We start from the raw sequence: 24,539 nt of genomic DNA on the forward strand, positions 1-24,539 counted from the left end.
GGCTCTGCGAAAAAATCGCAGAACCATATATGAGTTTGTTATTCTAGAACTGATTCTCCACAATTTCGCTGAGCACATCCTTGATATCAAGACCTGCTGCACGAACCTGCTGAGGAATGAAACTGGTAACGGTCATACCTGGAGTGGTATTGATCTCCAGCATGTTCACCTTGTCTTTACCATCCTTATCCTTAGAGATGATATAGTCGATACGGATGATACCGTTGGCATGAAGAATGTCGTAGATGCGGGATGTGGTCTTGGCAACCTCTTCTGCAGTCTCTGGAGAGAGACGGGCTGGAGTGATTTCCTGTACCTGACCGTTATACTTGGCATCGTAATCGAAGAACTCGTTGGTGGTCACCACCTCTGTAGCTGGCAACACAACGGTCTTCTCGGCTGTCTTGTAGATACCCTGTGAAATCTCTGTTCCATCAAGGAAGCCCTCGATCATTACCTCATTGCTCTCCATGAAAGCCACACGGAGGGCTGGAGCCAGCTGGTCAGCATTCTTCACCTTGCTCACACCAAAGCTACTGCCGTCAGCAGCAGGCTTTACGAAACAAGGCATACCGATACGCTTGGCAATCTCTTCTTCATCATAAGCTTCACCGCGACGGAGCAAGATACTGTCTGCTACGTTTATACCGAAACCGCGCAGATAATTATTGAGCACATACTTATCAAAAGTCATTGCCTCTACCAGAACACCGCTTGTAGAGTATGGCAGATGGATGAGGTCGAAGTAGCCCTGCATCACACCATTCTCACCAGGCTGTCCGTGGATGGTGATATAAGCATAATCGAAATAGACATGCTTGCCGTTCATAACGAAAGAAAAATCGTTCTTGTCAATCTCGATAGTCTCACCATTATCCAAAGCAACATGCCAGTCGGTGCCCTTCACATCGACGAGATAAATATTGTAGCGCTCTTTATCAAAGAAAGAGTACAAACCCTGTCCTGAGCGCAATGATACGTCGTGCTCAGAAGAATCACCACCGCATACGATGGCTATCGTTCTCTTGCTATTTTCCATAATTACTAAATATTTTTGAATGTATCTTGTGTGGTGCCAGCGATGAAGCCGCGCCACTTTTCTATTAATTGTCTAAAATCTTCCGGCCACTCACTGTCAAAATCCATCTGCTGCTTGGTTGTAGGATGCACGAAGCCGAGTGTCTTGGCATGGAGAGCCTGACGCGGACAGAGTTTGAAGCAGTTCTGGATAAATGCCTTGTAGCTGCTACTGCGCTGACCTCTCAGAATCTCTGTTCCGCCATACGTTTCGTCCATAAAGAGCGGATGACCGATATGCTTCATGTGAGCACGAATCTGATGGGTACGGCCTGTTTCAAGCACACACTGCACCAAGGTGGTATAACCGAAACGCTCCAACACCTTGTAATGCGTAACCGCCGTCTTGCCTATTCCGCTGTCCGGATCGAAGACCTTCATACGGAGGCGGTTCTTCGGATCACGGCCGATATTGCCTTCTATGCGACCTTCATCTTCTACAATATTGCCCCAAACGAGCGCATTGTAACTGCGATGGGTAGTCTTGTTGAAGAACTGCTTACCTAAAGCGGTCTTTGCCGTAGGAGTCTTTGCCACAACGAGCAGTCCGCTGGTATCTTTATCGATACGATGCACCAAGCCCACTTCCGGATCATTGGCATCAAACTCAGGCATATCCCTTAAATGCCAGGCTACCGCCTGAATCAAGGTTCCATGAAAGTTGCCCGCACCCGGATGCACCACCATACCTGCTTCCTTGTTGACCACCATCAGCTGGTCGTCTTCATAAACCACATTGATAGCGATTTCTTCAGGTTTGATACTCGTTTCATGACGAGGACGGTCGAGCATCAGAGTAACCAGATCATTAGGGCGCACCTTATAGTTGCTCTTTACCGGTTTACCATTGACATGGATGAATCCGGCATCAGCAGCCTGCTGAATACGGTTACGGCTCTGATAGGCCATCTTATCAGCCAGGTACTTATCGATACGCACCGGATCCTGGTTAGCATCCACCTGAACCTTCCAGTGCTCATAGAGTTCATCTCCTCCTTCACCAGAAGCAGCGTTTCCTTCCTCCACCTGGAGTTCATCATCCAGTTCGTCCATATCTCCTGCATCATCAAACCCGAAGTCATCCTCTACAGGAGCATATACCTTATTATATATATAATCTAAAAATATCATTCGTATTACTATTGAATTCTTCACTCTTCACTTTTCATTTCTCCTACTCCACCACTTCCTTCTGGTGGTGCTCATGCGAAGGAGCAGGCTCTGTGGCTTCCGTTCCAGGAACTACCTCGAAGTTGTCTTCATGAGTTTCTCCGCTCATGTCACCTTCGCCTTCCATCACATCTTCTTCGCCGTGATAAACTGGATCTACCACATCGATAGAATCATCAACGCTCCGTTTACCATTACCAACCTGTATGACAAGCACATCATCGATAGAAACCTTATCACCAGCTACAACATGCTTACCCTTAACGAGGATACCATAAACCCAATCCTCTTCGCCAGGAATATATTCAGGTGTACCCAGTTTGAATCCCATAGCAGTAAGTTTAGCCATTGCCTCTCGCAACGAACTGTTGTCAATGACATCAGGAATGGTGATACGTGGAGAATGATCAGAATTGATGGTAACATAGATAACATGTCCCGACTTTACCACTTCTCCGAAAACCGGAGTCTGCTCCAGAATGACATCAGGCGGCAAAGAGCGGACATATCCCGTATCCGTTACAACAATTTCCAATCCCGCATCGTCGAGGATATGTGTAGCATCATCGATATTCTTATATCGAATATCCGGCACACGGATGGCCTCACCATGATGGGTATAGATATCGATGCCATACTTGACACCGACACAGAGCAACACCAGCACCAGAATCATGGCACCGATATTCCCCCAAAGGTACTTACTCTTAAACTTATTTATAAACTCTGATGAAGTCATATATTATTTTTTGGTGCAAAGATACAAGTATTTGGGGGAAGAACAAAATAAAAAGGAAAGTTTTTGCACTCTCACCACCTATTTTATGATATAAAAACAAAACATCTTTGTTCCCAAAAGAGCAATCTCTGAAAAGGAAGGGGCGTTATAAACAACAAAAAGCAGCAAAGAATACATCCTTGCTGCTTTTAATGTCATCGTCAACAGACGAATCTTTCCTCGGAATTACTTTCCGTGGTGCTCGTCAGATACAGTTAACTTCTTACGGCCATGAGCACGGCGAGAAGCCAATACGCGACGACCATTCTTAGTTGCCATACGCTCACGGAAACCATGCTTGTTTACGCGACGACGATTGTGAGGCTGAAATGTTCTTTTCATTTTTCTTATTTATTTTTTAATTAATATTCTTCACAAAAGTGCAAAACACGCCCTTTTTGGGCTGCAAAATTACGCATATTTTCTGAAATAACCAAGAAAACTACCAAATTTAGCTTAAATATTTATGTTTTTTTCGATATTTCCTTTGATTTTTCATGTTTTTGCCGTAACTTTGCACTCGATTTTGAGATTATTGTAATAACATTCAAGATAAACAAGAAATGATTAATTCACAGGAAATTAAGATTGGTACTTGCATCCGCATGGATGGCAAAGTATGGGTTTGCATCGACTTTCAGCACAGAAAGCCAGGTAAAGGTAACACCGTAATGAACACAAAATTGAAGAATGTTGCCGACGGTCGTGTATTGGAACGTACATTCCAGGTAGGTTTCAAATTGGAGGATGTTCGCGTTGAGCGCCGTCCTTACCAGTACCTCTACGAGGACGCTACTGGTTGCATCTTCATGAACCAGGAGACTTTCGAGCAGGTGCCTATCGCTAAGGAGAACGTTACTGGTGGCCAGTACATGAAGGAGGGTGACGTTGTTGAGGTGGTTACTGATACAACTGATGGTACTATCCTCTTGGCTGAAATGCCAGTGAAGACTACTTTGAAGATTACTCACTCTGAGCCAGGTGTAAAGGGTAATACTGCTACCAACGCTACAAAGCCTGCTACATTGGAGACTGGTGCTGAGGTTCGTGTTCCTTTGTTCGTCAACGAAGGCGAGACTATCCAGATCGACACCCGTGACGGTAGCTACCTCGGTCGTGTAAGCGAGTAATACATCCTCCAACAGGAAGATTGTGCTCTTATTGAGTAAAACTAACCCTTAATAGTAAGAAGAATGAAATATTCCATCATAGTACCTGTATTTAATCGTCCTGACGAAGTGGACGAACTTTTAGAGAGTCTGACTCATCAATCAGAGAAAGACTTCGAAGTTGTCATCGTTGAGGATGGCTCACAGACTCCCTGCGAGGAGGTGTGCAAGCGATATGAGCACATGATGGATATACATTATTACTATAAGGAGAACTCTGGTCCGGGCCAGAGTCGCAACTATGGTGCCGAGCGCGCCAAGGGTGAGTATCTTCTGATACTCGATAGCGACGTGGTCTTGCCAGAGGGCTATCTGAAGGCTGTAAGTGATGAGTTGAGCCGTGAGCCAGCCGATGCTTTCGGCGGTCCCGACAAGGCGCACTCATCATTTACAGATACTCAGAAAGCCATTTCTTATTCCATGACTTCTTTCTTTACCACCGGTGGCATCCGTGGCGGAAAGAAGAAGATGGATAAGTTCTATCCCCGTTCATTCAACATGGGCATCCGCAGGGATGTTTATCTCAGGTTGAATGGCTTTTCCAATATGCGTTTCGGTGAGGACATTGATTTCTCTATCCGTATCTTCAAGGCAGGCTGCCGTTGCCGTCTGTTCCCTGAAGCATGGGTATGGCATAAGCGCCGCACCGACTTCCGCAAGTTCTGGCGACAGGTCTACAACAGTGGCATCGCCCGCATCAATCTCTACAAGAAATATCCAGAGAGCCTCAAGCTCGTGCATCTCCTCCCTATGGTCTTCACCGTGGGCGTAATAGGCACGCTGCTTCTGCTCTTCTTCGGCTTCCTGCCATACATGCTTGGCACCGTTCACGTATTCCCGACCTTGGGCAATGCGATGGCAGCATTGGGCTGCATCGGTCTCGCCGGCATCATTCTCTATACCATCGCACTGTTTATCGACAGCAGCAGAGAGAATCACAGCGTGAAGATAGGCTTGCTGAGCATTCGCGCTGCCTTCACACAGCTGATGGGTTACGGATGCGGATTCCTTTCTGCATGGTGGAAGAGATGCGTACTGGGACAGAGCGAATTCAGCGCATACAACAAGACTTTCTACAAATAAGACTTCCCCGCCAAAAGAGAAGCCAATAATAATCTACTAATCAGTTATTATTATGGCAGAGAAACTAACCATTGCCAATTGGGCAGAAGAAGACAAGCCCCGCGAGAAACTGGAGCGTTTGGGAGCCTCAGCTTTATCCAATGCCGAGCTCTTAGGTATTCTGATTGGTTCGGGATCTACTGACGAAAGTGCCGTAGACCTGATGAAACGCATTCTGAAGGATTGCGACAACAACCTGAACCAGCTAGGAAAGAAGTCCATCAGAGAACTGACGCAATATAAAGGAATGGGACCCGCCAAAGCCATCACCATCCTTGCAGCCTGCGAACTGGGCAAGCGCCGTGCTCTCGATAAGATTGGCACACGTCCCGACTTAGGCTCATCCCTTGCCATCTACAACTATATGCTTCCGAAGATGCAGGATTTAGACACAGAGGAAGCATGGCTCCTGATGATGAACCAGAACTTCAAGCTCATCAAAGCGAGCTGCATCTCAAAAGGCGGCATTACAGAAACGGCAACCGACATCCGTCTTATCATCAAAGAAGCGGTGCTCAACAACGCTACCATTATCGCCTTCTGCCACAATCATCCCAGCAACAATCCTCAGCCAAGCAAAGCCGATGATGTACTTACCCAGAAGATTGCCAAAGCCTGCGAAATCATGCGCCTCTTCTTTATGGACCATGTCATCATAACCGATGGTGCCTTTTATTCATATCACGACAAAGGTAAATTGTAGTCTATTTGGGGTATATTAGACCTTCTGCAAGAAAAAAACAGCTTTTCTTTTTGTTTTGTCTGCAATAATTATTATCTTTGTAGGCAAAAAACAAAGATTATTATGACACAAGAAGAAAAGACAAAGATAGAAGAAAAGATCGTAGATGTGCTTAAGACCGTTTACGACCCAGAGATTCCTGTCAACATCTGGGACCTCGGTATGATTTATAAAATAGATGTAAAGGACGATGCCACCGTAGATCTCGACATGACCTTCACAGCCCCTTCATGTCCTGCTGCCGACTTCATCCTGGAGGATGTAAGAACCAAAGTAGACAGCGTAGAAGGCGTAAAATCAGCCAATGTGAACCTGGTATTCGAACCAGCTTGGGATCAGAGTATGATGAGCGAGGAAGCTCGCGTAGAACTCGGCTTTGAATAAAGACAAAGCTGTTGAATTCTTCACTCTTCATTCTTCACTCTTCATTTAAATAGAATCGCTTATGAAAAATGTATATTTCCTCTCAGATGCGCACCTTGGCTCATTAGCCATTCCGCATGCCCGCATGCAAGAACGCCGCCTGGTCCGTTTCCTGGACAGCATCAAGACGAAGGCTGCGGCAGTTTATCTCTTGGGTGACATGTTTGACTTTTGGAACGAATATAAATATGTCGTACCAAAAGGCTACACACGCTTCTTAGGCAAACTCTCTGAGTTGACCGATATGGGAGTGGAAGTACATTTCTTTACGGGTAACCACGATCTCTGGACCTATGGCTACCTGGAGGAAGAGTGTGGCGTTACCGTACATTACAAGCCTCAGACCGTAGAAATATACGATAAAGTATTCTATCTGGCTCATGGAGACGGACTGGGTGACCCAGACAAGAAATTCAAGTTTCTGAAAAGAATGTTCCAGAATCATACTTGCCAACGCCTCCTTAATGCGATTCATCCTCGCTGGGGAATGGCTTTGGGCTTGAACTGGGCTAAGCATAGCCGACTGAAACGTGCTGACGGAAAGGAAGAGCCTTATATGGGCGAAAAGAAGGAGTTCCTGGTACGCTTTGCCAAACAGTATATGCAAGGTCACAAGGATATAGATTACTTCATGTTCGGCCATCGTCACATCGAACTGGATCTGATGTTGAGCAAAAAGACCCGACTGATGATTCTGGGCGACTGGATATGGCAGTTCACCTATGCCGTGTTTGATGGCGAACACATGTTTATGGAAGAATATGTGGAAGGCGAAAGCCAACCATAACAATAAAGGGCAGCTTTATGAGCTGCCCTTTATTGTTATCGCTGTATGCGACCTCCTGAAGAAGTCATGTTATTGATGATTTCTTCTTCTGTAACCAGATTCTGATCACCCGGAACCGTATTCTTTATCGCACTTGCTGACAGTGAGAAATCCAGGCAATACTGGTTCTTGTCGCCCCACTTCTGATGGGCATGAATATAGGCAGCAATAAAGGCATCACCTACACCCATCGGATCAACAATCGGCTCAATATCATAGATTCTTGTAGTATAGAGCTGATCTTCTACAGCATCATAGAGCAAGCCGCTCAAGGTATGATGACTGCTGGCAATCTGATTTCTTACCGCCATCACCATCTTCTTACACTTAGGGAAGAGCTGATGCATCTTGCAGAAATACTTCTGATAAGCCTCCTTGTCAATTTCATAGTCTGCATCCAAAGCCTCGAAAGGAATATGAGGCACACCGCTGGCTATCTCCCACTCATTCTGGTCACCAAAGATGATGTCGCTATACTGCATCATCTGGAATAGCACATCATGAGGCTCCAGACCATATCCCCAGAGATTCTTACGGTAATTGATGTCGCAGGCAATGGTCAACCCGTCAGAAACAGCAAGTTTGATGGCATCCATAGTTGATTCCATCGCATCGCGGCTGATAGCACAGGTAATGCCGGAGCAATGGAATACGGCAGCATCAGCCAGCACCTTTTCCCATTTCACCATTCCGCGCTTCAGCGTATAGAAAGAAGAATTTTTGCGGTCGTAAACCACACGGGAATTGCGCATAGCTACTGCTTCTTCGAAATAATAAGTTCCGAGACGTTCGCCGCCACGCACAACATGAGAAACATTCAGACCGTACTCTCTGAGATGCATCAACGCCGCCTCACCCATCTCACCGTATGGCACACGGGTTACATACTCTACATTATCGCCTAAATAAGCCAAAGAGATGGCTGCATTAGCCTCACTGCCACCATAATTGCCAAACATATGATGTCCCTGAAATAAACGTTGATAACCAGGCTTAGAAATCCTAAGCAATATTTCTCCGAAAGTTACAATCTTTGTTTTCATAATTCTAAAAATTTAAAAAGGTGAAGACCATTCACTTATGTTTCTAGTCTTCACCTTATTATATATAGCGTATGATTACTTGTTAGCAACCAACTCCATTGTATCGCGAGCGATAACAATCTCCTCGTCGGTAGGAACTACTACTACCTTCACCTTACTGTCGTCAGTAGAGATGATAGCTTCCTCACCACGAACCTTGTCATTAACTTCCTTGTTAATCTTGATGCCAAGATACTCCAGGTTCTTGCAAGCTTCCTCGCGCAGGTCGGTCTGGTTCTCACCAACACCAGCTGTGAATACGATAGCGTCAACGCCACCCATAGCTGCAGTGTAAGCACCAATGTACTTCTTGATGCGATACTCATACATACGGAGAGCCAACTGAGCCTTCTCGTTACCCTCGTTGGCAGCATTCTCGATGTCGCGCATATCAGAAGAAATACCTGTAATACCGAGCACACCACTCTTCTTGTTCAGGAAGTCAGCCATCTCCTGTGGCTTCATGTTCAACTTCTCCATCAAGTAGGTAACGGCAGAAGCATCGATGTCACCACAACGTGAACCCATCATCAAACCAGCCAATGGGGTCAAGCCCATTGAAGTATCCAATACCTTACCATTCAATACAGCAGCTACAGAGCCACCGTTACCGATGTGGCAAGTGATGATCTTAGAGTTGTTCTGGTCGAGACCGAGAATCTCGCAAACACGCTTAGAAACATAACGGTGAGATGTTCCGTGGAAACCATAACGGCGTACGTGATACTTCTCGTACAACTCGTAAGGAATTGCATAGAGGTAAGCGTAGTCAGGCATTGTGCTGTGGAATGCGTTGTCGAATACGCAAACCTGAGGAGTGCCAGGCATCAATGAGTCAACGGCACGGATACCCTTCAGGTGACCTGCGTTGTGAACAGGAGCGAGGTCGCAAAGTTCCTCGATACCATCCTCTACGCTCTTGTCAACGATAACGCTCTCCTTGAACTTGTCACCACCCTGTACGACACGGTGTCCTACAGCGTCAATTTCTTTCAAATCCTTGATTGCGCCGATTTCCGGGTCGAGCAAGCACTTGAACACGAAGTTCACACCTTCCTTGTGGTCAGGCATGTCGTGCATGATCTGCTTCTTCTCGCCGTTAGGCAATTTCACCTTGATGAAAGCGTTATCAAGACCGATACGCTCTACACCACCCTGTGCCAATACAGACTCATCGTCCATATTATATAATTTGTACTTGATAGATGAACTACCACAGTTCAGAACCAATACTTTCATAATGTTAAATGTTGAATGTTAAATGTTGAATGTTGAATTAAGCCTTCTTAGCGTCCTGTGCCTGGCAAGCTGTGATGGCTACCATGTAGTAGATGTCATCTACAGAGCAACCACGAGAAAGATCGTTAACAGGACGGGCAATACCCTGAAGGATAGGACCGATAGCGATGGCACCACCCAAGCGCTGAACGAGCTTGTAGCCGATGTTACCAACCTCGAGGTTTGGAACTACCAATACGTTAGCCTTACCAGCTACGTCAGAACCTGGAGCCTTCTTGGCAGCTACCTCAGGAACGAGGGCTGCATCTGCCTGAAGTTCACCATCGAGATGAAGCTCTGGGAACTTCTCCTTAGCAATCGCTACGGCATCCTTTACCTTGTCAATAATATAAACGCTCTTGCCAGTCTCCTTGTTGATAGCATCCTTTGCGCTACCCTTTGTAGAGAAGCTCAACATGGCAATCTGTGGATCAGTAATACCTGCCACTGACTGAGCTGTATGAGCTGTAGTATAGGCAATCTGAGCAAGCTGGTCTGCTGTAGGGTTTGGAGTTACAGCAACGTCACCCATTACTACAATGCCATCCTGACCATACTGCTTCTGGTCTGTGATGAGCAACATAGCACCACTTACGCAAGTGATACCTGGAGTGCACTTGATGATCTGAAGAGCTGGACGGAGAGTATCGCCAGTAGTGCTCAATGCACCAGAAATCTGACCGTCAGCGCCCTCAGTCTTGATAATCATACAACCGAGATAGAGGTTGTTCTTAGTTACGAGTTCACGAGCCTGCTCAACGGTCATGCCCTTCTTCTTGCGAAGTTCAGCGAGCTTCTCAGCATACTCCTCAGTCTTAGGGTTGTTTTGTGGATCAACGATAGTAGCCTTGTCGATGTTGTTAAGACCCCACTGAGCAGCGAGATTCTTAATATTGGCAGGGTTACCGATGAGGATGATGTCTGCGAGATCATCAGCCAAAACTTTATCGGCTGCTTTCAATGTACGCTCCTCTTCTGCTTCAGGGAGCACGATGCGCTGCTTGTCAGCTTTAGCGCGAGCTACGATTTGCTGTAATAAATCCATTTTACTTTTTAATATTTTATATATTTTGTTGTTTCCTAAGTAGATCTGTCAAAGTGTTAGGCGATGTTATCTTGTTTTTCGCCTTTTTGCCACATCGACTTTGCAAAAGTACACATTTTCTTTGAAATAGCAGCTACTAAAATGTGTAAAAAAAGCTAAATCAACAGATTATTCATATCGTAAAGGTTTACGTAGTAGGAAAAGTGAAGAATTCTTCGTTCTTCACTATTGAATTCTTCACTCTTCGTTCTTCGCTCTTCACTTAACTTATATCATTTCCAGAGTAAGGATGCTTTCCAGTTCCTCGGCAGAGAGTCGGAGTTTGAACTCGCCCTTGATGGCCACGCTGATTCGTCCGGTCTCCTCGGATACGATGACGGCGATGGCATCACTGCTCTGTGATATTCCGAGAGCGGCACGATGGCGGAGTCCCAGTTCCTTCGGAATATCGAGGTTATGACTCACAGGCAGAATACATCCGGCTGCCATGATGCGCTTATTGCTCACCACCATGGCTCCATCATGAAGCGGCGAATTCTTGAAGAAAATATTCTCTATCAGCCGCTGGTTAATCTTGGCGTCTATCTCCTCACCCGTATCCATGATGTCCTTCAGTGGAACACCTCGCTCTATAACGATAAGAGCACCTACGTATTTCTTCGCCATACTCATACACGCCATCACAATCGGCATGATGGTCTCCTTGTTAGCCTCCTTCTGGCTCTCCTTGCTGGAGTGGAAGAAGCGAACCAGCCGGCGCATACCTTTCTGCGAACCTATCTCATAGAGGAATCTACGGATATCCTCCTGGAAGATGACGATGAGGGCGATGACTCCCACGCTCACCAGTTTATCCAGGATAGAACCCAGCAGACGCATTTCCAGTATCTGACTCACAAAGAGCCAGATAAGTACGAAAAGCATGATGCCCACGAAGATGTTCAGTGAGCGCGATTCCTTCATCAGACGATAAACATAGAACAGCAGCGAGGCTACCAGGAGAATATCGAGAAAGTCTTTGATGCCAAATTCTATCATGTGCGTCCCTCCTTCATTGCTTCTATTATCTTCACAGCCTCAGCTGCTTCTTTTACATCGTGCACTCTGAGGATGCTGGCGCCCTTCATCAGAGCGATGGAGTCGAGAACGGAAGTTCCATTGAGCGATGTCGTAGCATCTCCACCCAACAGCTTGTATATCATACTCTTGCGGGAGATGCCTACCAGAACAGGAAGTTCCATCACGTTCAACTTCTCCATCTCATTATAAATCTGATAATTCTGGATGAGATTCTTGCCGAAGCCGAAGCCCGGGTCGAGGATGATGTCCTTGGCTCCCAGGTCGCGCAACTGCTGTACCTCTCTGGCAAAGCCCTTCATCATCGTTTCGAGCGTAGGCTGCACCGACATTAATATATAAGGTACCTTCAGTTCGCCCACCACCCGGAACATTTCAGGATATTCCTCCTGTCTCTGCTTCAGCGGCACATTGGCGATGCCTGTGATTCCACCTTCTGATACATCGTTGATGATGTCAGCTCCCCACTCCTCGATACACTTACGTGCCAAAGTTGGGCGATAGGTATCTACGGAGACGGCAGCATCCGGTTGTTCCCTGCGAACGATGTCGAGAGCGAACTTCAGGCGTCTTCCCTCCTCCTCTTCCGATACTTCATCGGCACCGGGACGGGTGGAGAAAGCGCCCACATCAATGATGCTTCCACCTTCTTCTATAATCTGATTAGCTCTCTGAGCTATCTCCATTTTTGTCTGTTTTCTACTGCCAGAGTAGAAACTGTCGGGCGTAACGTTCAGGATGCCCATCACCTGAGGGGTACTCAAATCCATCAAGCGCCCCTTGATATTAATTGTATATTCCATCGGATTATAACTCCTTAAGCCACTTTTTACCAGGCTTTGTATAACTCCAAGCTATAAGAGCAATAACAACAATAGAAGTTATCATAAAAAATAATGCTAAATAGCTCATGATTCTACAATTCTTTAAGCCACTTTTCACCCGACTTAGTATAAGTCCAAGCAATAAAACCAAGACTAAAAATCGAGCATACTAAAAAAAACAATGCCAAATAGCTCATAATTCTACAATTCCTTAAGCCACTTTTTACCTGGCTTTGTGTAAGTCCAGGCAAGAAAGCTTCCACCTATGATTGTTCCAATCACAAAGAAAAACAAGAGTCCATTGTAAACTTCCATAACTTAATATTTTAAAATTCGATTAGCAATGCCCGCAAAAATGAAGGTCATTACTATACCAAATATAATTACTACATAATTTTTAACTCCAAACTCTCCTTGCAGAATTGGAGCAATACCACCAACCCCAGTTCCAGTAAACGTCAACTGAGATAAATTAAAGAAATAGCCTGCCAGCTTTTCCTTCCTTACTTTCGTTTTATCTTTTTCATCTCTACTACCCATAAAGAGCCTCACTTTCTAAAGATTCATCGAATATTTCTGCAAAAATAGAAAGAATATTCGAGATTACCATCATTTTTTGGGAAAATTGTTTGTTATGTCCATAATTTAGATTACTTTTGCACCCAAAATAACAGTTATAGACTATGGATATTTCAGAACTCTATCAGATTTACCAAGCGCACCCAGTGATTACCACTGACAGCCGCGACTGCCCAGAGGGCAGCATCTTCCTGGCTTTGAAGGGCGCATCGTTTGATGGCAACAAGTTTGCCGACATGGCTTTGGAGAAAGGCTGTGCCTATGTGATTGTAGATGAAAAAGAGTATGCCAAGGAAGGCGACGAGCGCTACATCCTCGTAGAGGATTGCCTCACCACCTTCAAGGAACTAGCCCGTGAGCATCGCCGCCACTTCGATATTCCTGTAGTAGGAATCACCGGAACCAACGGCAAGACCACCACCAAGGAACTCGTCTCTGCCGTTCTCGGCGAGAAGTTCAACGTGATGTTCACCCAGGGTAACTTCAATAATGATGTAGGCGTACCAAAGACGCTCTTCCGTCTCTCTCCGGAAAACGAGATTGCCGTTGTAGAGATGGGTGCTTCCCATCCTGGTGACATCCGAAAACTCGTGGAATACGTGGAGCCAACCTGCGGTATGATTACCAACGTAGGCCGTGCCCACCTGCAGGGATTCGGCAGTTTCGAAGGCGTGAAGAAGACCAAGGGAGAGCTCTATGATTACCTCGCAGCCAACGATGCCCTCGTCTTCATCAATGCAGACAACGAGCATCTGATGCAGATGGCTGAGCAGCGCAACATCAACCGTCTCATCACCTACGGCAAGGATGAAAACTGCGATGTATGGGGAGAAGTCATCTCCTGCGCTCCTTTCCTGAAGTTCCGCTGGCGCACCGAGAGTTTCGACTGGCATGAGGTTCAGACTCATCTCATCGGCTCTTACAATATCGACAACATGCTTGCCGCCATCACCATCGGTCTTCATTTCGATGTGAAGCCTCAGCAGATAGATCATGCCCTGGAGAACTACATCCCGAGCAACAACCGTTCGCAATTGGAAGAGACGGCGCACAACAAGCTGGTGGTGGATGCCTACAATGCCAACCCATCGAGCATGGCAGCCGCCATCGAGAACTTCCGCGTGATGGATGTACCTCATAAGATGGCGATTCTCGGACAGATGGGCGAGCTCGGCGAAGTGAGCCACGAGGAGCACCAGAAGGTAGTAGACATGTTGCAGGCAGCCGGTCTGGAGAATGTATGGCTGGTGGGCGATGAGTTCAAGGATATTCCATGCAGCTACCGCAAGTTCCAGAATGTAGAGGAAGTGAAGGAAGCGCTCAAGGCGAACCAGCCTCACGACCATTACATCCTCATCAAGGGCAGCAACAGCGTGAAGCTCTTCCAGCTTCCGGAGTTGTTATAAACGGTTATTATCGTACAACTAAAAGGTGTGTAGTTGTACGATTATAGGGTGTTGCCACTAGGCTCGGCAGATGTGCTGACTGCAGTCGGCAGACCTGCTGACTAGGCTCAGCAGAGCTGCTGAGCCTAGTGGGAATCTCTTAGAAACAGCCTCCTTGAACCTGATATTCCGACTTCTTTAACCTGAGCAAACGTATTCTTTCACTTACTCAGTCGTATTTGTAAGCTTGTTCAATCATATCAGTAGGCTTATTCGGATGGCTCATTGAGTTCACTCAGGCACATTGTTTCGCTCACTCAACAGGCCCACAGCCCCATCTACATGAACTCTGCAATAGCTTTTTAAATACAAAAGGATTTAACTGTACCATAAGCATTTACATCATTATGAGTTTTACGTAACGAAGATTTCATAATGCAAAGATACGATGAATATTTGTAAACGGCAAACATTTATCGGAAAAAAGTACCAGACACAACATTCATGCCTAATATGCATTTTAGCAAAGTTTGAAGAACGAAAATATGCATTTTAGCAAAGTTTAGAGAACGAAAATATGCATTTTAGCAAAGTTTAAGCATCGTAACCTACTGGATTTAAAGATTTTATTATACTTTTGTAATCGAAATAAGAAATAATCCTCAAATAGAGCAACTATGGTAGATGAAAAAGTGATATTGCAAGTCTTGGCTGAGCAACAGGAATATGTTCAAAGTTATGAACCCCAAAAGTGGGTCGGCCGATATGAAGAAAGCCTTTTTGAATTAGATAGTCCGCTTGCACAAGTGGTTATCGGTGTGAGACGAAGTGGCAAATCAACACTTTGTCATAAGGTTTTATTGGAGCATCATGTGAAATACGGGTACGCCAACTTTGACGATGATCGCTTGGCTAAGTTGAAAACAGAAGACTTGAATACCGTTCTCTCTTGCATCTATCAAGTGTATGGGACGGATATCAAATATATATTTTTAGATGAGATTCAAGATGTAGATGGATGGCACTTATTTGTCAATCGTCTGCTCCGCAGCAATTTACATTTAGTGGTGACTGGCAGCAATGCAAAATTGTTGAGTGGCGAGCTTGCCACTCATCTCACGGGACGTTACAATGAGATTCACTTGTTCCCTTTCTCCTTTTATGAATATTGCATGTTTCATCATGTTGACCTTGTTGGCATCACTACCAAGGCTGACGCTGAAAGAAAGCGAGCCTTTTTGGACTACATCGCCGATGGAGGATTTCCTGAGATGCAAAATATGCGCAACAAGCGTGGCTATGTACAAAGTTTGATGGAAGCCATCGTTACCAAGGATATACAGCGCCGTTTCAACATACGCAACGTTAATGCTTTGCGAAAGATAGCCAACCACCTTATTAACAATGTTTGCCAAGAGGTAAATTATGATGATTTAGCAAAAGCCCTGAGCATGTCGGATGTAACAGTTAAGAAGTATGTGGATTATCTGCGTCAAGCTTTCCTTATACAACTACTCACCAAGCATTCCTTCAAGAGTAAGGAGCGCATCAGAAATGCCAAGGCTTATATCGTAGATTCTGGTCTTCAAAATAATCGTGACAATGCGTTTGCAGCAGAGAACATTGGGTGGCGCTTGGAAAATGTCGTTTACATTGAGCTTTTGCGCCGATGCACAAACTTTTTTTTGGACATTTATTATTACAAGGAGAGTCCACGTTCTAAGGAAATCGACTTCGTTGTATGTAATCAAGACAAGGCAGTGGAACTCATTCAGGTAGCCTACGATATAGAGGGAGAAAAAACTTTCAAGCGAGAGACGGATTCGCTCATCAGAGCCTCTTCTGTCTTGCGTTGTGATAAGTTGACTCTCATTGCTTTTACCAGCACTCGTGATTATAAGATTGACGGTAAAAGCATCCGCATTGTGTCGGCCATTGACTGGTTGCTGGGACGGAAATAGCCTTCAATAACAGTATCAGACATTCAATAAAAAAGTATCTTAGGATACTTGCTCATGTATCTTAAGATACTTGGCAATGTATCCTAAGATACTTTGCAATATAGCTTCATGTGCCTATGAAGCCTGTTTCATCGGCCAACGAAATAAGTTTCATCTCAGAATGAAGCCTACTTGCTGCACATTCCCAGAAAATACTTATGAATCTCCAGGCTTTCGTTCAGTTCAGGATGAAAGGCGGTAACCAGCTGGTTACCCTGGCGGGCAGCCACAATCTTGCCATCTACCTCCGCCAGAACCTCAGCATCACCCCACACCTCTTTAATATAAGGAGCACGGATGAATGTCATTGGGATATTGCCCTCAATGCCCTTCATCGGAGCCTCGATGTAGAAACTGCCCAACTGGCGACCGTAGGCATTTCTCAAAGCCGTGATGTCCATCGAAGCTATGCGCTGACTAGGCTCGCCCTCAATCTTCTTGGCAAGAAGAATCAAACCGGCACAAGTACCATAAACAGGTAAACCTGCAGCAATCGCCTCCTTCACTGGCTCCATCAATCCCAGTTCATTCAAGAGCTTCGCCTGGGTGGTACTCTCACCGCCCGGAATAATCAAGCCATCCTTAGGTTGGTCCCAATCCTTCAACTGGCGAACCTCGAAACTATCCACGCCCAACTGAGCCAACTTCTGTCTGTGCTCAGCAAAAGCGCCTTGTAAAGCTAATACAGCTATTCTCATAACATACTTATCTAATATAAAAGCCCCTTCTTGTGCAGGAGGGGCTTTTATCCGTTATCTCATTTATTATTACTTACCTCTTTCAGCCATGAGCAAAGCAATCTCCTGCTCATTGATACCTACCATTGCCTCGCCAAGGTCCTCGCTCAACTCAGCCAGCATCTTAGGGTCGTTGTAGTTGGTAACTGCCTTCACGATAGCCTGGGCACGTTTAGCTGGGTTACCGCTCTTGAAGATACCAGAACCTACGAATACACCCTCGGCACCGAGCTGCATCATCAGGGCAGCATCAGCTGGAGTAGCCACACCACCGGCAGCGAAGTTAACCACTGGCAACTTGCCGTTCTCGTGAACATACTTCACCAGGTCGTAAGGAGCCTGCAACTGCTTGGCTGCCTCGTAAAGTTCATCCTCGCTCATAGAAACCAGGCGGCGGATTTCGCTCTGCATCATACGCATGTGGGTAACAGCCTGAACCACATCACCTGTTCCTGGCTCACCCTTGGTACGGATCATGGTAGCACCCTCAGCAATACGGCGGAGTGCCTCGCCCAGGTTCTTGGCACCACAAACGAATGGCACGTCGAACTGAGTCTTGTCGATATGATAAACATTATCAGCTGGAGAGAGCACCTCGCTCTCGTCAATATAGTCGATTTCTATAGCCTGAAGAATCTGAGCCTCAGCGAAGTGACCGATGCGGCACTTAGCCATTACAGGGATAGAAACAGCCTCCTGAATACCCTTAATCATCTTAGGGTCGCTCATACGAGAAACACCACCTGCTGCACGGATATCAGCTGGAATACGTTCCAGCGCCATTACTGCGCATGCACCTGCTGCCTCTGCGATTTTTGCCTGTTCTGGAGTTGTTACGTCCATAATCACACCACCCTTGAGCATCTGAGCCAAGTTGCGGTTCAATTCTTGTCTATTTTCTGCCATAATTCTTATATTTTTATTCAATTACGGCTGCAAAGGAAACATTTTTCAGCGAAATAGCAGAAAAATGTTCCATTTTCTGCAAACATTGAGTCATTTTGTATAAAGAGAGATTCGCAAATATATAAGAGATATTCCTGAATATATAAAGCAGTACACAGATTGTACTGCTAAGAGAAACCGAGAGGAGTTCACCTTCTGAACTTCTACATTTTTTGTATCTTAGCGAAAAATTTCGTAACGAAAAATTTCGATTATGGAATATAGAAGACCCATTCTTCAGGAAATGGATACTCAAGAACATGATTGAGTAAGATTATATACAGAGAAATCGCCAGCAAAGCTGTAAAAAAGCTTCGCTGGCGATTCTGCAAGAGAGAGTTTTATCTATGTGTTAAAAATACTAACTCGCTCTAAATTGGACTTTGATTGAAAATCAAGAAGTTGGGCGTTTGCCTATATTATATAGGTAACAATATGGAAACGAGCGGACTTCTGCTCGTTTCTGTATTTTGCAATATGCAAAGAACGCCTCAATTCGGGGACAAAGATACGATATTTTTCTAAATATCCCATGACTATCTAGGAGAAATTTATGGAATTTAGAACTTTTGCGTAAAATTCTCTACCCGATAAGCTGGTTTCTTAGAAAATATTTGGAGAAGGCGAATTAAAGCCACATTTTTGTAGCTATAAATTCCACCACTCCTCTCAACGATGTGTACTAAGATGAGGCTTTACTTTTTATTTGGATATATGAGCTACGACAAACAACTCATATATATTTAACAATTAGTCTTACCCTCAAATCCGCAACCTATAGGGTTTCGTGGGATTTTGCTTGTAAAACGACAAAAATTCTTTTATTGTACATATTCCTTGGGCATAACAGAAACGTCGTAAACACAAAATCCCCTTACCCCATAAAGCGACTTGAGGTAATACGCCGGTTTAACCAGAAAAGCATGGCCTTTAACCAAAGTCTGTCTTGAACAGGTTGGCATAAGCATTGTCGTCTGAGTAAATGTTCAATACATGCCTACGTGATGTCTTAATCCATTTCGCAGGAACAGAGATGAACTTGAAAACAAAGGTCTTGATTCTGCTGGTGGCACGCAATCCAAAATCGTACTCTTGACCGGATTTCAATTGACCAGTAGCAAGCAGGGCATTGACCAGTAAGCAGTTCATCTTGTCTGCAGTATTGAAATCATAGGATTTGCCAGAAGCAGACTTATAGGTGATGCTCTTAAAAGTAAGTTCTTCGATAGCACGTAATATGGTGTCTGCGCTGCAAGTATGAAGAGTTGGATGAAGAGACAAATGTTTCATCAAGTGAGTTGTAACATCCTCAATACATGAGCCACCACAAAGATATACGCACATCAGAGAGCGTAGAATCTCACTATATTGATAACCAAACAATGTGCATCTCAATCCCAAGGTAGAATCTATGGTTTGAGCTAAAAGAGCATCAAATTGCTCCATAATGGAAAAAATCCTCCAAAAGGAGTGAGTTTCTCAGATTTTATTTGTATTTTTGCCATGTCATTCAGAGTTTTATTTGTTTTTAAAAGCAACACTAAGATAAGTGAAATTTCTGACATGGCAAAATCCTGAGCAACTTATTGTTGCTCAGGGGCTTATAAAAAATATTAAATTATAGTGTTGCGGAAATAAGGAAACTGTGTTTGCAATGCAATATTTTTGCATTTTCGGTGTTTATTATTATGTAGAGAACAATTAAAATTTAAAAAGAATGATGAATATAAATTTTTTCAGAATGCTGCTCATGACATTCCTCGCCGTGGCAGGACTGGCTGCTTGTAGCGATGATGATGAGCCTAAAGATTCAGTCAAAGAAATCAGAATGCTGGTGTCGGCAGAAACAGGCGTGACGTATGCGTGGGGCGATGATATGAGAAAACCAATAGAATGCTTGCTCGTCAAGACGGAAGGTGATTCCGAAGAATGGCAATACCTTGGATTTGAACAGATAAAAGGCTTTACCTATGAACGCGGGCACGAATATTATCTCTCGGTAAAGCGCACAATCCTCGCCAATCCACCTGCGGATGCTTCCGACCGCAGATATGAACTTATCCGTGTTCTTCAAGACAGGCTTGTAGCAGACCCTGAAATTCCGATTGACAAAGAGATAAAAACGGAAGCAGACATAGAATACTATGACTTGTGTCCTTTCGAAAAGTATGGCGTAGGTAGCGTTATTGTAGTTGATGATGAAGGTAAAATAGATAGTAAAGTTGAATATGACAATGTTTCGCCGCTACCATCTTACGATAAGGCGCGTATATGGCTGGTAAATATCCTTGATCATAAAGACCCGAACTGGGTGAAATTCCATAGTGTGCCTTATCAAGCAACTTACTCGTATGTCATTTCACCCTTTACCGACAAAATTCGTCTGGTGCGTAACGAGTCATCCGGTCCGATGTTCAAGAATGTCGTTCCTGAAGACGAGTTTACACGTATCCGCTCCATGAACTCCGGCGAGGAGGTCAGATATGCGCTTATTCTTGCCAACGTCCATAAAAAGGGGCTTCAAAAGGTGGAATTTATCATAATAAAGAAATAAGATTCCCAACACTTATATACCGATGTCGATAAGGTATTGGAATATCATATGGAGAATAGACCAACACTTGGTCCTAATGATATAATGAGCTTCGGGAAATATAAAGGAAAGTCCATCGAGGAGGTTTGCAAAACAGACCGACAATACCTTATATGGCTTTCACAAAACAACGATTCTTTCAATCTTGATTGGGAGAAATTCAAGTAATCAAATTAGAATGTAGCTATGAAGAGATTTATGTTAATATTTTGCTCCCTGCTTATAACATTAGGAGCGACTGCACAAAGTAAGTTAGGTTCGCAAACTACTAAGATTGCAAAAGATTCGACATTGATAAAGATACATGACCTATTGGAAGACGTGGATTTCCGCATACACGGTCTTGACAGATACAAACTCTATCCAACAGAGAACATCTACAACTTTCTGCAATTAGACACAAGTACGGGGAAAATAGATGTTGTGCAATGGTCGTTAGATGATGGCAAAGAAGGCTCTGTTACCCTTAACGATGAAGATTTGTCTCTTGAAACAGGGTGTGGAACATTTGAATTGTATCCAACAAAGAATATGTATCAATTTATCCTTTTAGACAAGGTTACAGGTAGAAAATGGCATGTCCAATGGGGATTTGAAGCAAGCAAAAGATGGATTAAACGAATATATTAGCTTTGGCAGAATATGGCAATAATTTGTTTGATAGTATTCTTTGCATTGGCTATCTTCATTAAATTGAAGATGCCAATGTGGAAAGGTAAATATTCCGAGAAGTTGGTGCATAAGAAAATGTTACAACTACCAGATGAGTACACAATTTTCAATGATTTTTTGTTTGAGAGTAATGGACACTCAACTCAAATTGACCATATCGTCGTGTCACCTTATGGGGTATTCGTTATAGAGACAAAGGGTTATAAAGGCTGGATATTAGGTGGCGAGAATTCTGAATATTGGACGCAGGTCATCTACAAAAGTAAACACCAATTTTACAATCCTATAAAGCAGAATGAGGGACATGTAAGATTTCTTCGCCATTTGCTTAAATGTTCTGTTGACATTCCATTAATTCCGATTGTTGTTTTCAATAATTCAGCAGAGTTGAAAGTTCATGTCAGTAACCATATAGTTGTAAACAGATGTAATTTAAATTGGGCAATATCTCAATATCATGACATTATTCTAAATGCTACACAAGTAGATTGGATTGTCAATACTATTCAACGATATTACACAATAGCTGACAAGGAAGAAATAAGACAGCACAAGCATAATGTTCACGACAGGCAATATAGAGCAAGGAGTTTAATAAGGCAAGGCGTTTGCCCACAATGTGGTGGTCAGTTAGTTTTACGCAAAGGAAGATATGGCTCTTTTTATGGGTGTTCAAACTATCCTAAATGCAAGTTTACACTAAATAAATGAGAGGGGAATGTATTAAGTTTATTTCCCTCTCATTTAGTATAGTTAGTTTCCAGAAACTTTATTTTGAGCTTTTGATAGCCCGTTTTATGCGATTTGATTCTTGCAAAAGCTTATTGGCTATACTATCTTTATAAGTAGCCATTTCAACCATTTCATGATGATGGCGAATAGAATCCTCGTAGGCAGCAACACGATTTCTTACATCATCTATAACTTTCTCATCTCGGCAAACAGAAAAATGCTTTTCGATGTAACTAACATTCGGGTCATCGGATGGAAGCACCATCTTCAATGCCCTATACTTCAAATCTGCCTCCTCCCAATCTTGGTGCTCTCGCCATTGGGTGAGGTTGCCCCAAATGGAGAGGACAAGGGATAGAGCCAAGCCTCCAATGAAAAGAAGAACTTTCTTTGAGGTTGGCTCGAAGCGATGGGTTACAACCTTCTTTTGAGGTGATTTGTTCATCACTTCAAGTTTGTCTTGCAATGCCTTCGAGGAAACATCATTCTCTTGTCTCATCTGCTTGACAGCATCAACCAAGAGCTTGCTTCGCTGCTCATTTTTGCCGAGTTCAGCCTTGATAAGGTCAACAAAAACAACAATGGCATCTCTTAATTTGGATATTTTACCTCTGACTTCCTCTTCCTTGCCAAACATAGCAATGATTGATTTCTCCAACTTGGTTGTGTCATTACTTGCAGGAACGGTTTCCGCTCCTGCGTACTTTGGTGAAGCAGAAAGTTCATCGACTTTCTGCTCCAATCTCTCAACTGTGCCGTAGATGGCTTCCAATAGTTCTTCTTTCATCTTTCTTTTGTTGTTTGAATGGTTTGTAACTTGCATCAAAGGCAAAAGCCTCTTCTGCGTTTCTTCTTTTTCTTCTTGACTGATTCATCCTCTGGGAATGGCTCAAAGGTCTGTACGTTGGCAGAAGCAAAAAGCCCAATGGAAGAAATACCATTCCAAGGATCCTGACTGCTCTCCGACATGAATGGCATCTGCTCATTCTTGTGACAGCCCTGCTCATATTGCTGAGCAGATTTGGCTCTTGCTGATAAAAGGTTCTCCGTTCCCTCAAATCTCGCATTCAGTTTGCCAAAGCTATAGTCTCGGCTAATCTGCGTACCCTTGAAGCTATATCCATCCTTGCAGAAACGGATGCCTTGAACCTTGGTTTGCTCCTTGTCCTTATAGACAAGTTCCAAGCGAACACCTCGCTTTGCAAGTTCATTCTTGAACTTTTGCCAATTATCAGCGACTTTCAAGGCATCCTTGACAGCATTGTGAATCTCGTATTTGGCTCGCTCAGCATTGCGCAATTTACGAGTATTAGTCTTGCTCTTATCCGTTCCGTAGGTCAGTCCATACTTGGATTTTAGAGCCTTGGTCACCTGCTCATTACGCCTGTAATCATTCCTGTCTGATATGAGTTTGCCCTCATTATTAATGCGGTTATATACGATATGACAATGTGGATTGTCCGTGTTGTGATGCCTTATGATAATGAATTGGGTATCGTTGATACCCATCATCTGCATGTATTCAAGGGCTATCTTAGCCATGAAATCATCCGTCAAACGTGGCTTGTCCTCTGGTTTGAAGCTCAATGCAATGTGTCCCACAGGCTTCTTAATCCTTGGATTTAGCTGCCTCTGTAGCTCGAAACTTTGCGTCATCTCGGCATTCGTGCCGAGCAGAACACCATCGGAAGTAAGGATTTTCGCCTCGTCCTTGCCTGTAACATAGCGGATGCAACCACCAAATGAGTTGCCCTTCTTTAGCTTGCCTATCATGTGGTATCCTCCTTTCTGCCCATACTGCTTGGCTTCGGTTTATAACTTGCTTGGCGATACTCGCTAAGGATTTCTTTCAATCTTCTCAACAAGTCCACCACATATACATGGGTTTCATGGAAACCTCTCTGATGCGACAGCTTGGTAAGTTGGTTGAGGTTGTTTGCCATACCGATGAGGTTCTTGGCAATGGCAACCGTCTCTGTGTTGTGTCCGCTCACCACCTCACCATTCAAGGCTGACTCACGGATGTACTCCGCCAACTTGCGGTTGGCTTTTCTCGCCCTCAGTCTCAATGCCTCGTAGCTTGGCTTCGAGAACTTCACAGTGACAGACTTCGACAGCTTGCGAACCCTGCCTACGGGCGGTCTTCCGCCCTTTCTCTTGTCCTGTTCCTGTATGCTTGTCATTCAATATACTGATTACAGTTGGTACACTCACTTTCTGCGACCGTTGGGAGCAAAATTCCTCCGCCCTCATGGTGGAGCGAGGCGTTTTGGGGTTCCCAAA

General features: G+C 44.3%; 26 protein-coding genes and 1 pseudogene. 11 read left to right on the top strand and 16 right to left on the bottom strand.

What is annotated here, in order from left to right:
* Positions 1–43: 43 nt before the first annotated feature.
* The 4 genes from F7D47_RS01175 to rpmH form a co-directional block, all read right to left on the bottom strand.
* Positions 44–1,039 carry a D-alanine--D-alanine ligase gene (locus tag F7D47_RS01175; RefSeq protein ID WP_006847565.1) on the bottom strand — a complete coding sequence of 332 codons (996 nt, stop codon included), beginning with the start codon at positions 1,037–1,039 and terminating at the stop codon, positions 44–46.
* A 5-nt stretch (positions 1,040–1,044) separates the two neighbouring features.
* On the bottom strand, positions 1,045–2,130 hold the full coding sequence (locus F7D47_RS01180) for an RluA family pseudouridine synthase (protein ID WP_153085351.1): 1,086 nt from the start codon (positions 2,128–2,130) through the stop codon (positions 1,045–1,047).
* 121 nt (positions 2,131–2,251) lie between these two features.
* Positions 2,252–2,986, bottom strand: coding sequence for a PASTA domain-containing protein (locus tag F7D47_RS01185; RefSeq protein ID WP_006847567.1), 735 nt, complete (start codon positions 2,984–2,986; stop codon positions 2,252–2,254).
* A gap of 225 nt (positions 2,987–3,211) precedes the next feature.
* Entirely contained in the window at positions 3,212–3,367 is a 156-nt protein-coding gene (gene rpmH, locus F7D47_RS01190; protein ID WP_004351099.1) for a 50S ribosomal protein L34, read from the bottom strand.
* A gap of 221 nt (positions 3,368–3,588) precedes the next feature.
* On the opposite strand from rpmH, the gene efp reads away from it, so the two are divergent.
* The 5 genes from efp to F7D47_RS01215 all read left to right on the top strand — a co-directional run bounded on the left by efp (position 3,589) and on the right by F7D47_RS01215 (position 7,268).
* Entirely contained in the window at positions 3,589–4,155 is a 567-nt protein-coding gene (gene efp / locus F7D47_RS01195) for an elongation factor P (RefSeq protein ID WP_022121096.1), read from the top strand.
* Positions 4,156–4,218: 63 nt separating this feature from the next.
* Positions 4,219–5,277: a glycosyltransferase gene (locus F7D47_RS01200; RefSeq protein WP_117694660.1), complete on the top strand. Its 1,059-nt coding sequence runs from the start codon at positions 4,219–4,221 to the stop codon at positions 5,275–5,277.
* A 52-nt stretch (positions 5,278–5,329) separates the two neighbouring features.
* Positions 5,330–6,019: a RadC family protein gene (gene radC, locus F7D47_RS01205; protein ID WP_006847571.1), complete on the top strand. Its 690-nt coding sequence runs from the start codon at positions 5,330–5,332 to the stop codon at positions 6,017–6,019.
* 102 nt (positions 6,020–6,121) lie between these two features.
* Positions 6,122–6,442 (top strand): metal-sulfur cluster assembly factor, encoded by a 321-nt coding sequence (locus tag F7D47_RS01210; protein WP_089544483.1) that lies wholly within the window; start codon positions 6,122–6,124, stop codon positions 6,440–6,442.
* Positions 6,443–6,503: 61 nt separating this feature from the next.
* Complete coding sequence (locus F7D47_RS01215) at positions 6,504–7,268, top strand: UDP-2,3-diacylglucosamine diphosphatase (protein ID WP_117587524.1); 765 nt, start codon at positions 6,504–6,506, stop codon at positions 7,266–7,268.
* 35 nt (positions 7,269–7,303) lie between these two features.
* Here F7D47_RS01215 and F7D47_RS01220 read toward each other — a convergent pair whose 3' ends face one another.
* From F7D47_RS01220 to F7D47_RS01245, 6 genes are all read right to left on the bottom strand, one after another.
* Positions 7,304–8,350 (bottom strand): sugar kinase, encoded by a 1,047-nt coding sequence (locus F7D47_RS01220; RefSeq protein ID WP_153085328.1) that lies wholly within the window; start codon positions 8,348–8,350, stop codon positions 7,304–7,306.
* A 75-nt stretch (positions 8,351–8,425) separates the two neighbouring features.
* Complete coding sequence (locus tag F7D47_RS01225) at positions 8,426–9,628, bottom strand: acetate kinase (protein WP_118254380.1); 1,203 nt, start codon at positions 9,626–9,628, stop codon at positions 8,426–8,428.
* A gap of 37 nt (positions 9,629–9,665) precedes the next feature.
* On the bottom strand, positions 9,666–10,712 hold the full coding sequence (gene pta / locus F7D47_RS01230; protein WP_144154465.1) for a phosphate acetyltransferase: 1,047 nt from the start codon (positions 10,710–10,712) through the stop codon (positions 9,666–9,668).
* 267 nt (positions 10,713–10,979) lie between these two features.
* Positions 10,980–11,750, bottom strand: coding sequence for a diadenylate cyclase CdaA (gene cdaA, locus F7D47_RS01235; protein WP_006847577.1), 771 nt, complete (start codon positions 11,748–11,750; stop codon positions 10,980–10,982).
* Positions 11,747–12,592: a dihydropteroate synthase gene (gene folP / locus F7D47_RS01240; RefSeq protein ID WP_153085327.1), complete on the bottom strand. Its 846-nt coding sequence runs from the start codon at positions 12,590–12,592 to the stop codon at positions 11,747–11,749. The genes cdaA and folP overlap by 4 nt, the downstream gene beginning before the upstream one ends.
* 339 nt (positions 12,593–12,931) lie before the next feature.
* Complete coding sequence (locus F7D47_RS01245) at positions 12,932–13,153, bottom strand: hypothetical protein (RefSeq protein WP_089544490.1); 222 nt, start codon at positions 13,151–13,153, stop codon at positions 12,932–12,934.
* Positions 13,154–13,296: 143 nt separating this feature from the next.
* Here F7D47_RS01245 and F7D47_RS01250 point away from each other — a divergent pair, with 143 nt between their 5' ends.
* Together F7D47_RS01250 and F7D47_RS01255 are read left to right on the top strand one after the other, a co-directional pair.
* Positions 13,297–14,598 (top strand): UDP-N-acetylmuramoyl-tripeptide--D-alanyl-D-alanine ligase, encoded by a 1,302-nt coding sequence (locus F7D47_RS01250; RefSeq protein ID WP_153085326.1) that lies wholly within the window; start codon positions 13,297–13,299, stop codon positions 14,596–14,598.
* Between the two features lie 656 nt (positions 14,599–15,254).
* Entirely contained in the window at positions 15,255–16,538 is a 1,284-nt protein-coding gene (locus F7D47_RS01255; protein ID WP_153085325.1) for an ATP-binding protein, read from the top strand.
* A gap of 167 nt (positions 16,539–16,705) precedes the next feature.
* Here the strand turns inward: F7D47_RS01255 and pdxT are convergent, their stop codons facing one another.
* The 3 genes and pseudogenes from pdxT to F7D47_RS01270 form a co-directional block, all read right to left on the bottom strand.
* Positions 16,706–17,275: a pyridoxal 5'-phosphate synthase glutaminase subunit PdxT gene (gene pdxT / locus F7D47_RS01260; RefSeq protein ID WP_117694675.1), complete on the bottom strand. Its 570-nt coding sequence runs from the start codon at positions 17,273–17,275 to the stop codon at positions 16,706–16,708.
* 69 nt (positions 17,276–17,344) lie between these two features.
* Positions 17,345–18,220: a pyridoxal 5'-phosphate synthase lyase subunit PdxS gene (pdxS, locus tag F7D47_RS01265; RefSeq protein ID WP_006847583.1), complete on the bottom strand. Its 876-nt coding sequence runs from the start codon at positions 18,218–18,220 to the stop codon at positions 17,345–17,347.
* Between the two features lie 1,122 nt (positions 18,221–19,342).
* Positions 19,343–19,764, bottom strand: a pseudogene (locus F7D47_RS01270) (IS1380-like element IS942 family transposase); the annotation flags it as partial.
* 212 nt (positions 19,765–19,976) lie between these two features.
* Between F7D47_RS01270 and F7D47_RS01275 the strand changes: the two are divergent.
* The 4 genes from F7D47_RS01275 (at position 19,977) to F7D47_RS01285 (ending at position 22,235) form a co-directional block, all read left to right on the top strand.
* The gene (locus tag F7D47_RS01275) at positions 19,977–20,813 is read left to right on the top strand and encodes a DUF4377 domain-containing protein (protein ID WP_228113445.1); all 837 of its coding nucleotides are present in this window, start codon (positions 19,977–19,979) and stop codon (positions 20,811–20,813) included.
* Between the two features lie 84 nt (positions 20,814–20,897).
* Entirely contained in the window at positions 20,898–21,020 is a 123-nt protein-coding gene (locus tag F7D47_RS15070) for a hypothetical protein (protein ID WP_367379489.1), read from the top strand.
* 18 nt (positions 21,021–21,038) lie between these two features.
* Positions 21,039–21,482 carry a hypothetical protein gene (locus F7D47_RS01280; protein WP_153085324.1) on the top strand — a complete coding sequence of 148 codons (444 nt, stop codon included), beginning with the start codon at positions 21,039–21,041 and terminating at the stop codon, positions 21,480–21,482.
* A 12-nt stretch (positions 21,483–21,494) separates the two neighbouring features.
* Positions 21,495–22,235, top strand: coding sequence for an NERD domain-containing protein (locus F7D47_RS01285; protein ID WP_153085323.1), 741 nt, complete (start codon positions 21,495–21,497; stop codon positions 22,233–22,235).
* A 58-nt stretch (positions 22,236–22,293) separates the two neighbouring features.
* Here the strand turns inward: F7D47_RS01285 and F7D47_RS01290 are convergent, their stop codons facing one another.
* The 3 genes from F7D47_RS01290 to F7D47_RS01300 are packed head-to-tail and all read right to left on the bottom strand — an operon-like array spanning position 22,294 to position 24,439.
* Positions 22,294–23,043, bottom strand: coding sequence for a hypothetical protein (locus F7D47_RS01290; protein ID WP_153085322.1), 750 nt, complete (start codon positions 23,041–23,043; stop codon positions 22,294–22,296).
* Between the two features lie 35 nt (positions 23,044–23,078).
* Entirely contained in the window at positions 23,079–24,029 is a 951-nt protein-coding gene (locus F7D47_RS01295) for a relaxase/mobilization nuclease domain-containing protein (protein WP_153085321.1), read from the bottom strand.
* Positions 24,026–24,439: a plasmid mobilization protein gene (locus tag F7D47_RS01300; protein ID WP_153085320.1), complete on the bottom strand. Its 414-nt coding sequence runs from the start codon at positions 24,437–24,439 to the stop codon at positions 24,026–24,028. Before F7D47_RS01300 ends, F7D47_RS01295 begins: the two co-directional genes overlap by 4 nt.
* Positions 24,440–24,539: the final 100 nt, after the last annotated feature.

This window comes from Segatella copri, from assembly GCF_009494835.1.
Taxonomy (GTDB): domain Bacteria; phylum Bacteroidota; class Bacteroidia; order Bacteroidales; family Bacteroidaceae; genus Prevotella; species Prevotella copri_F.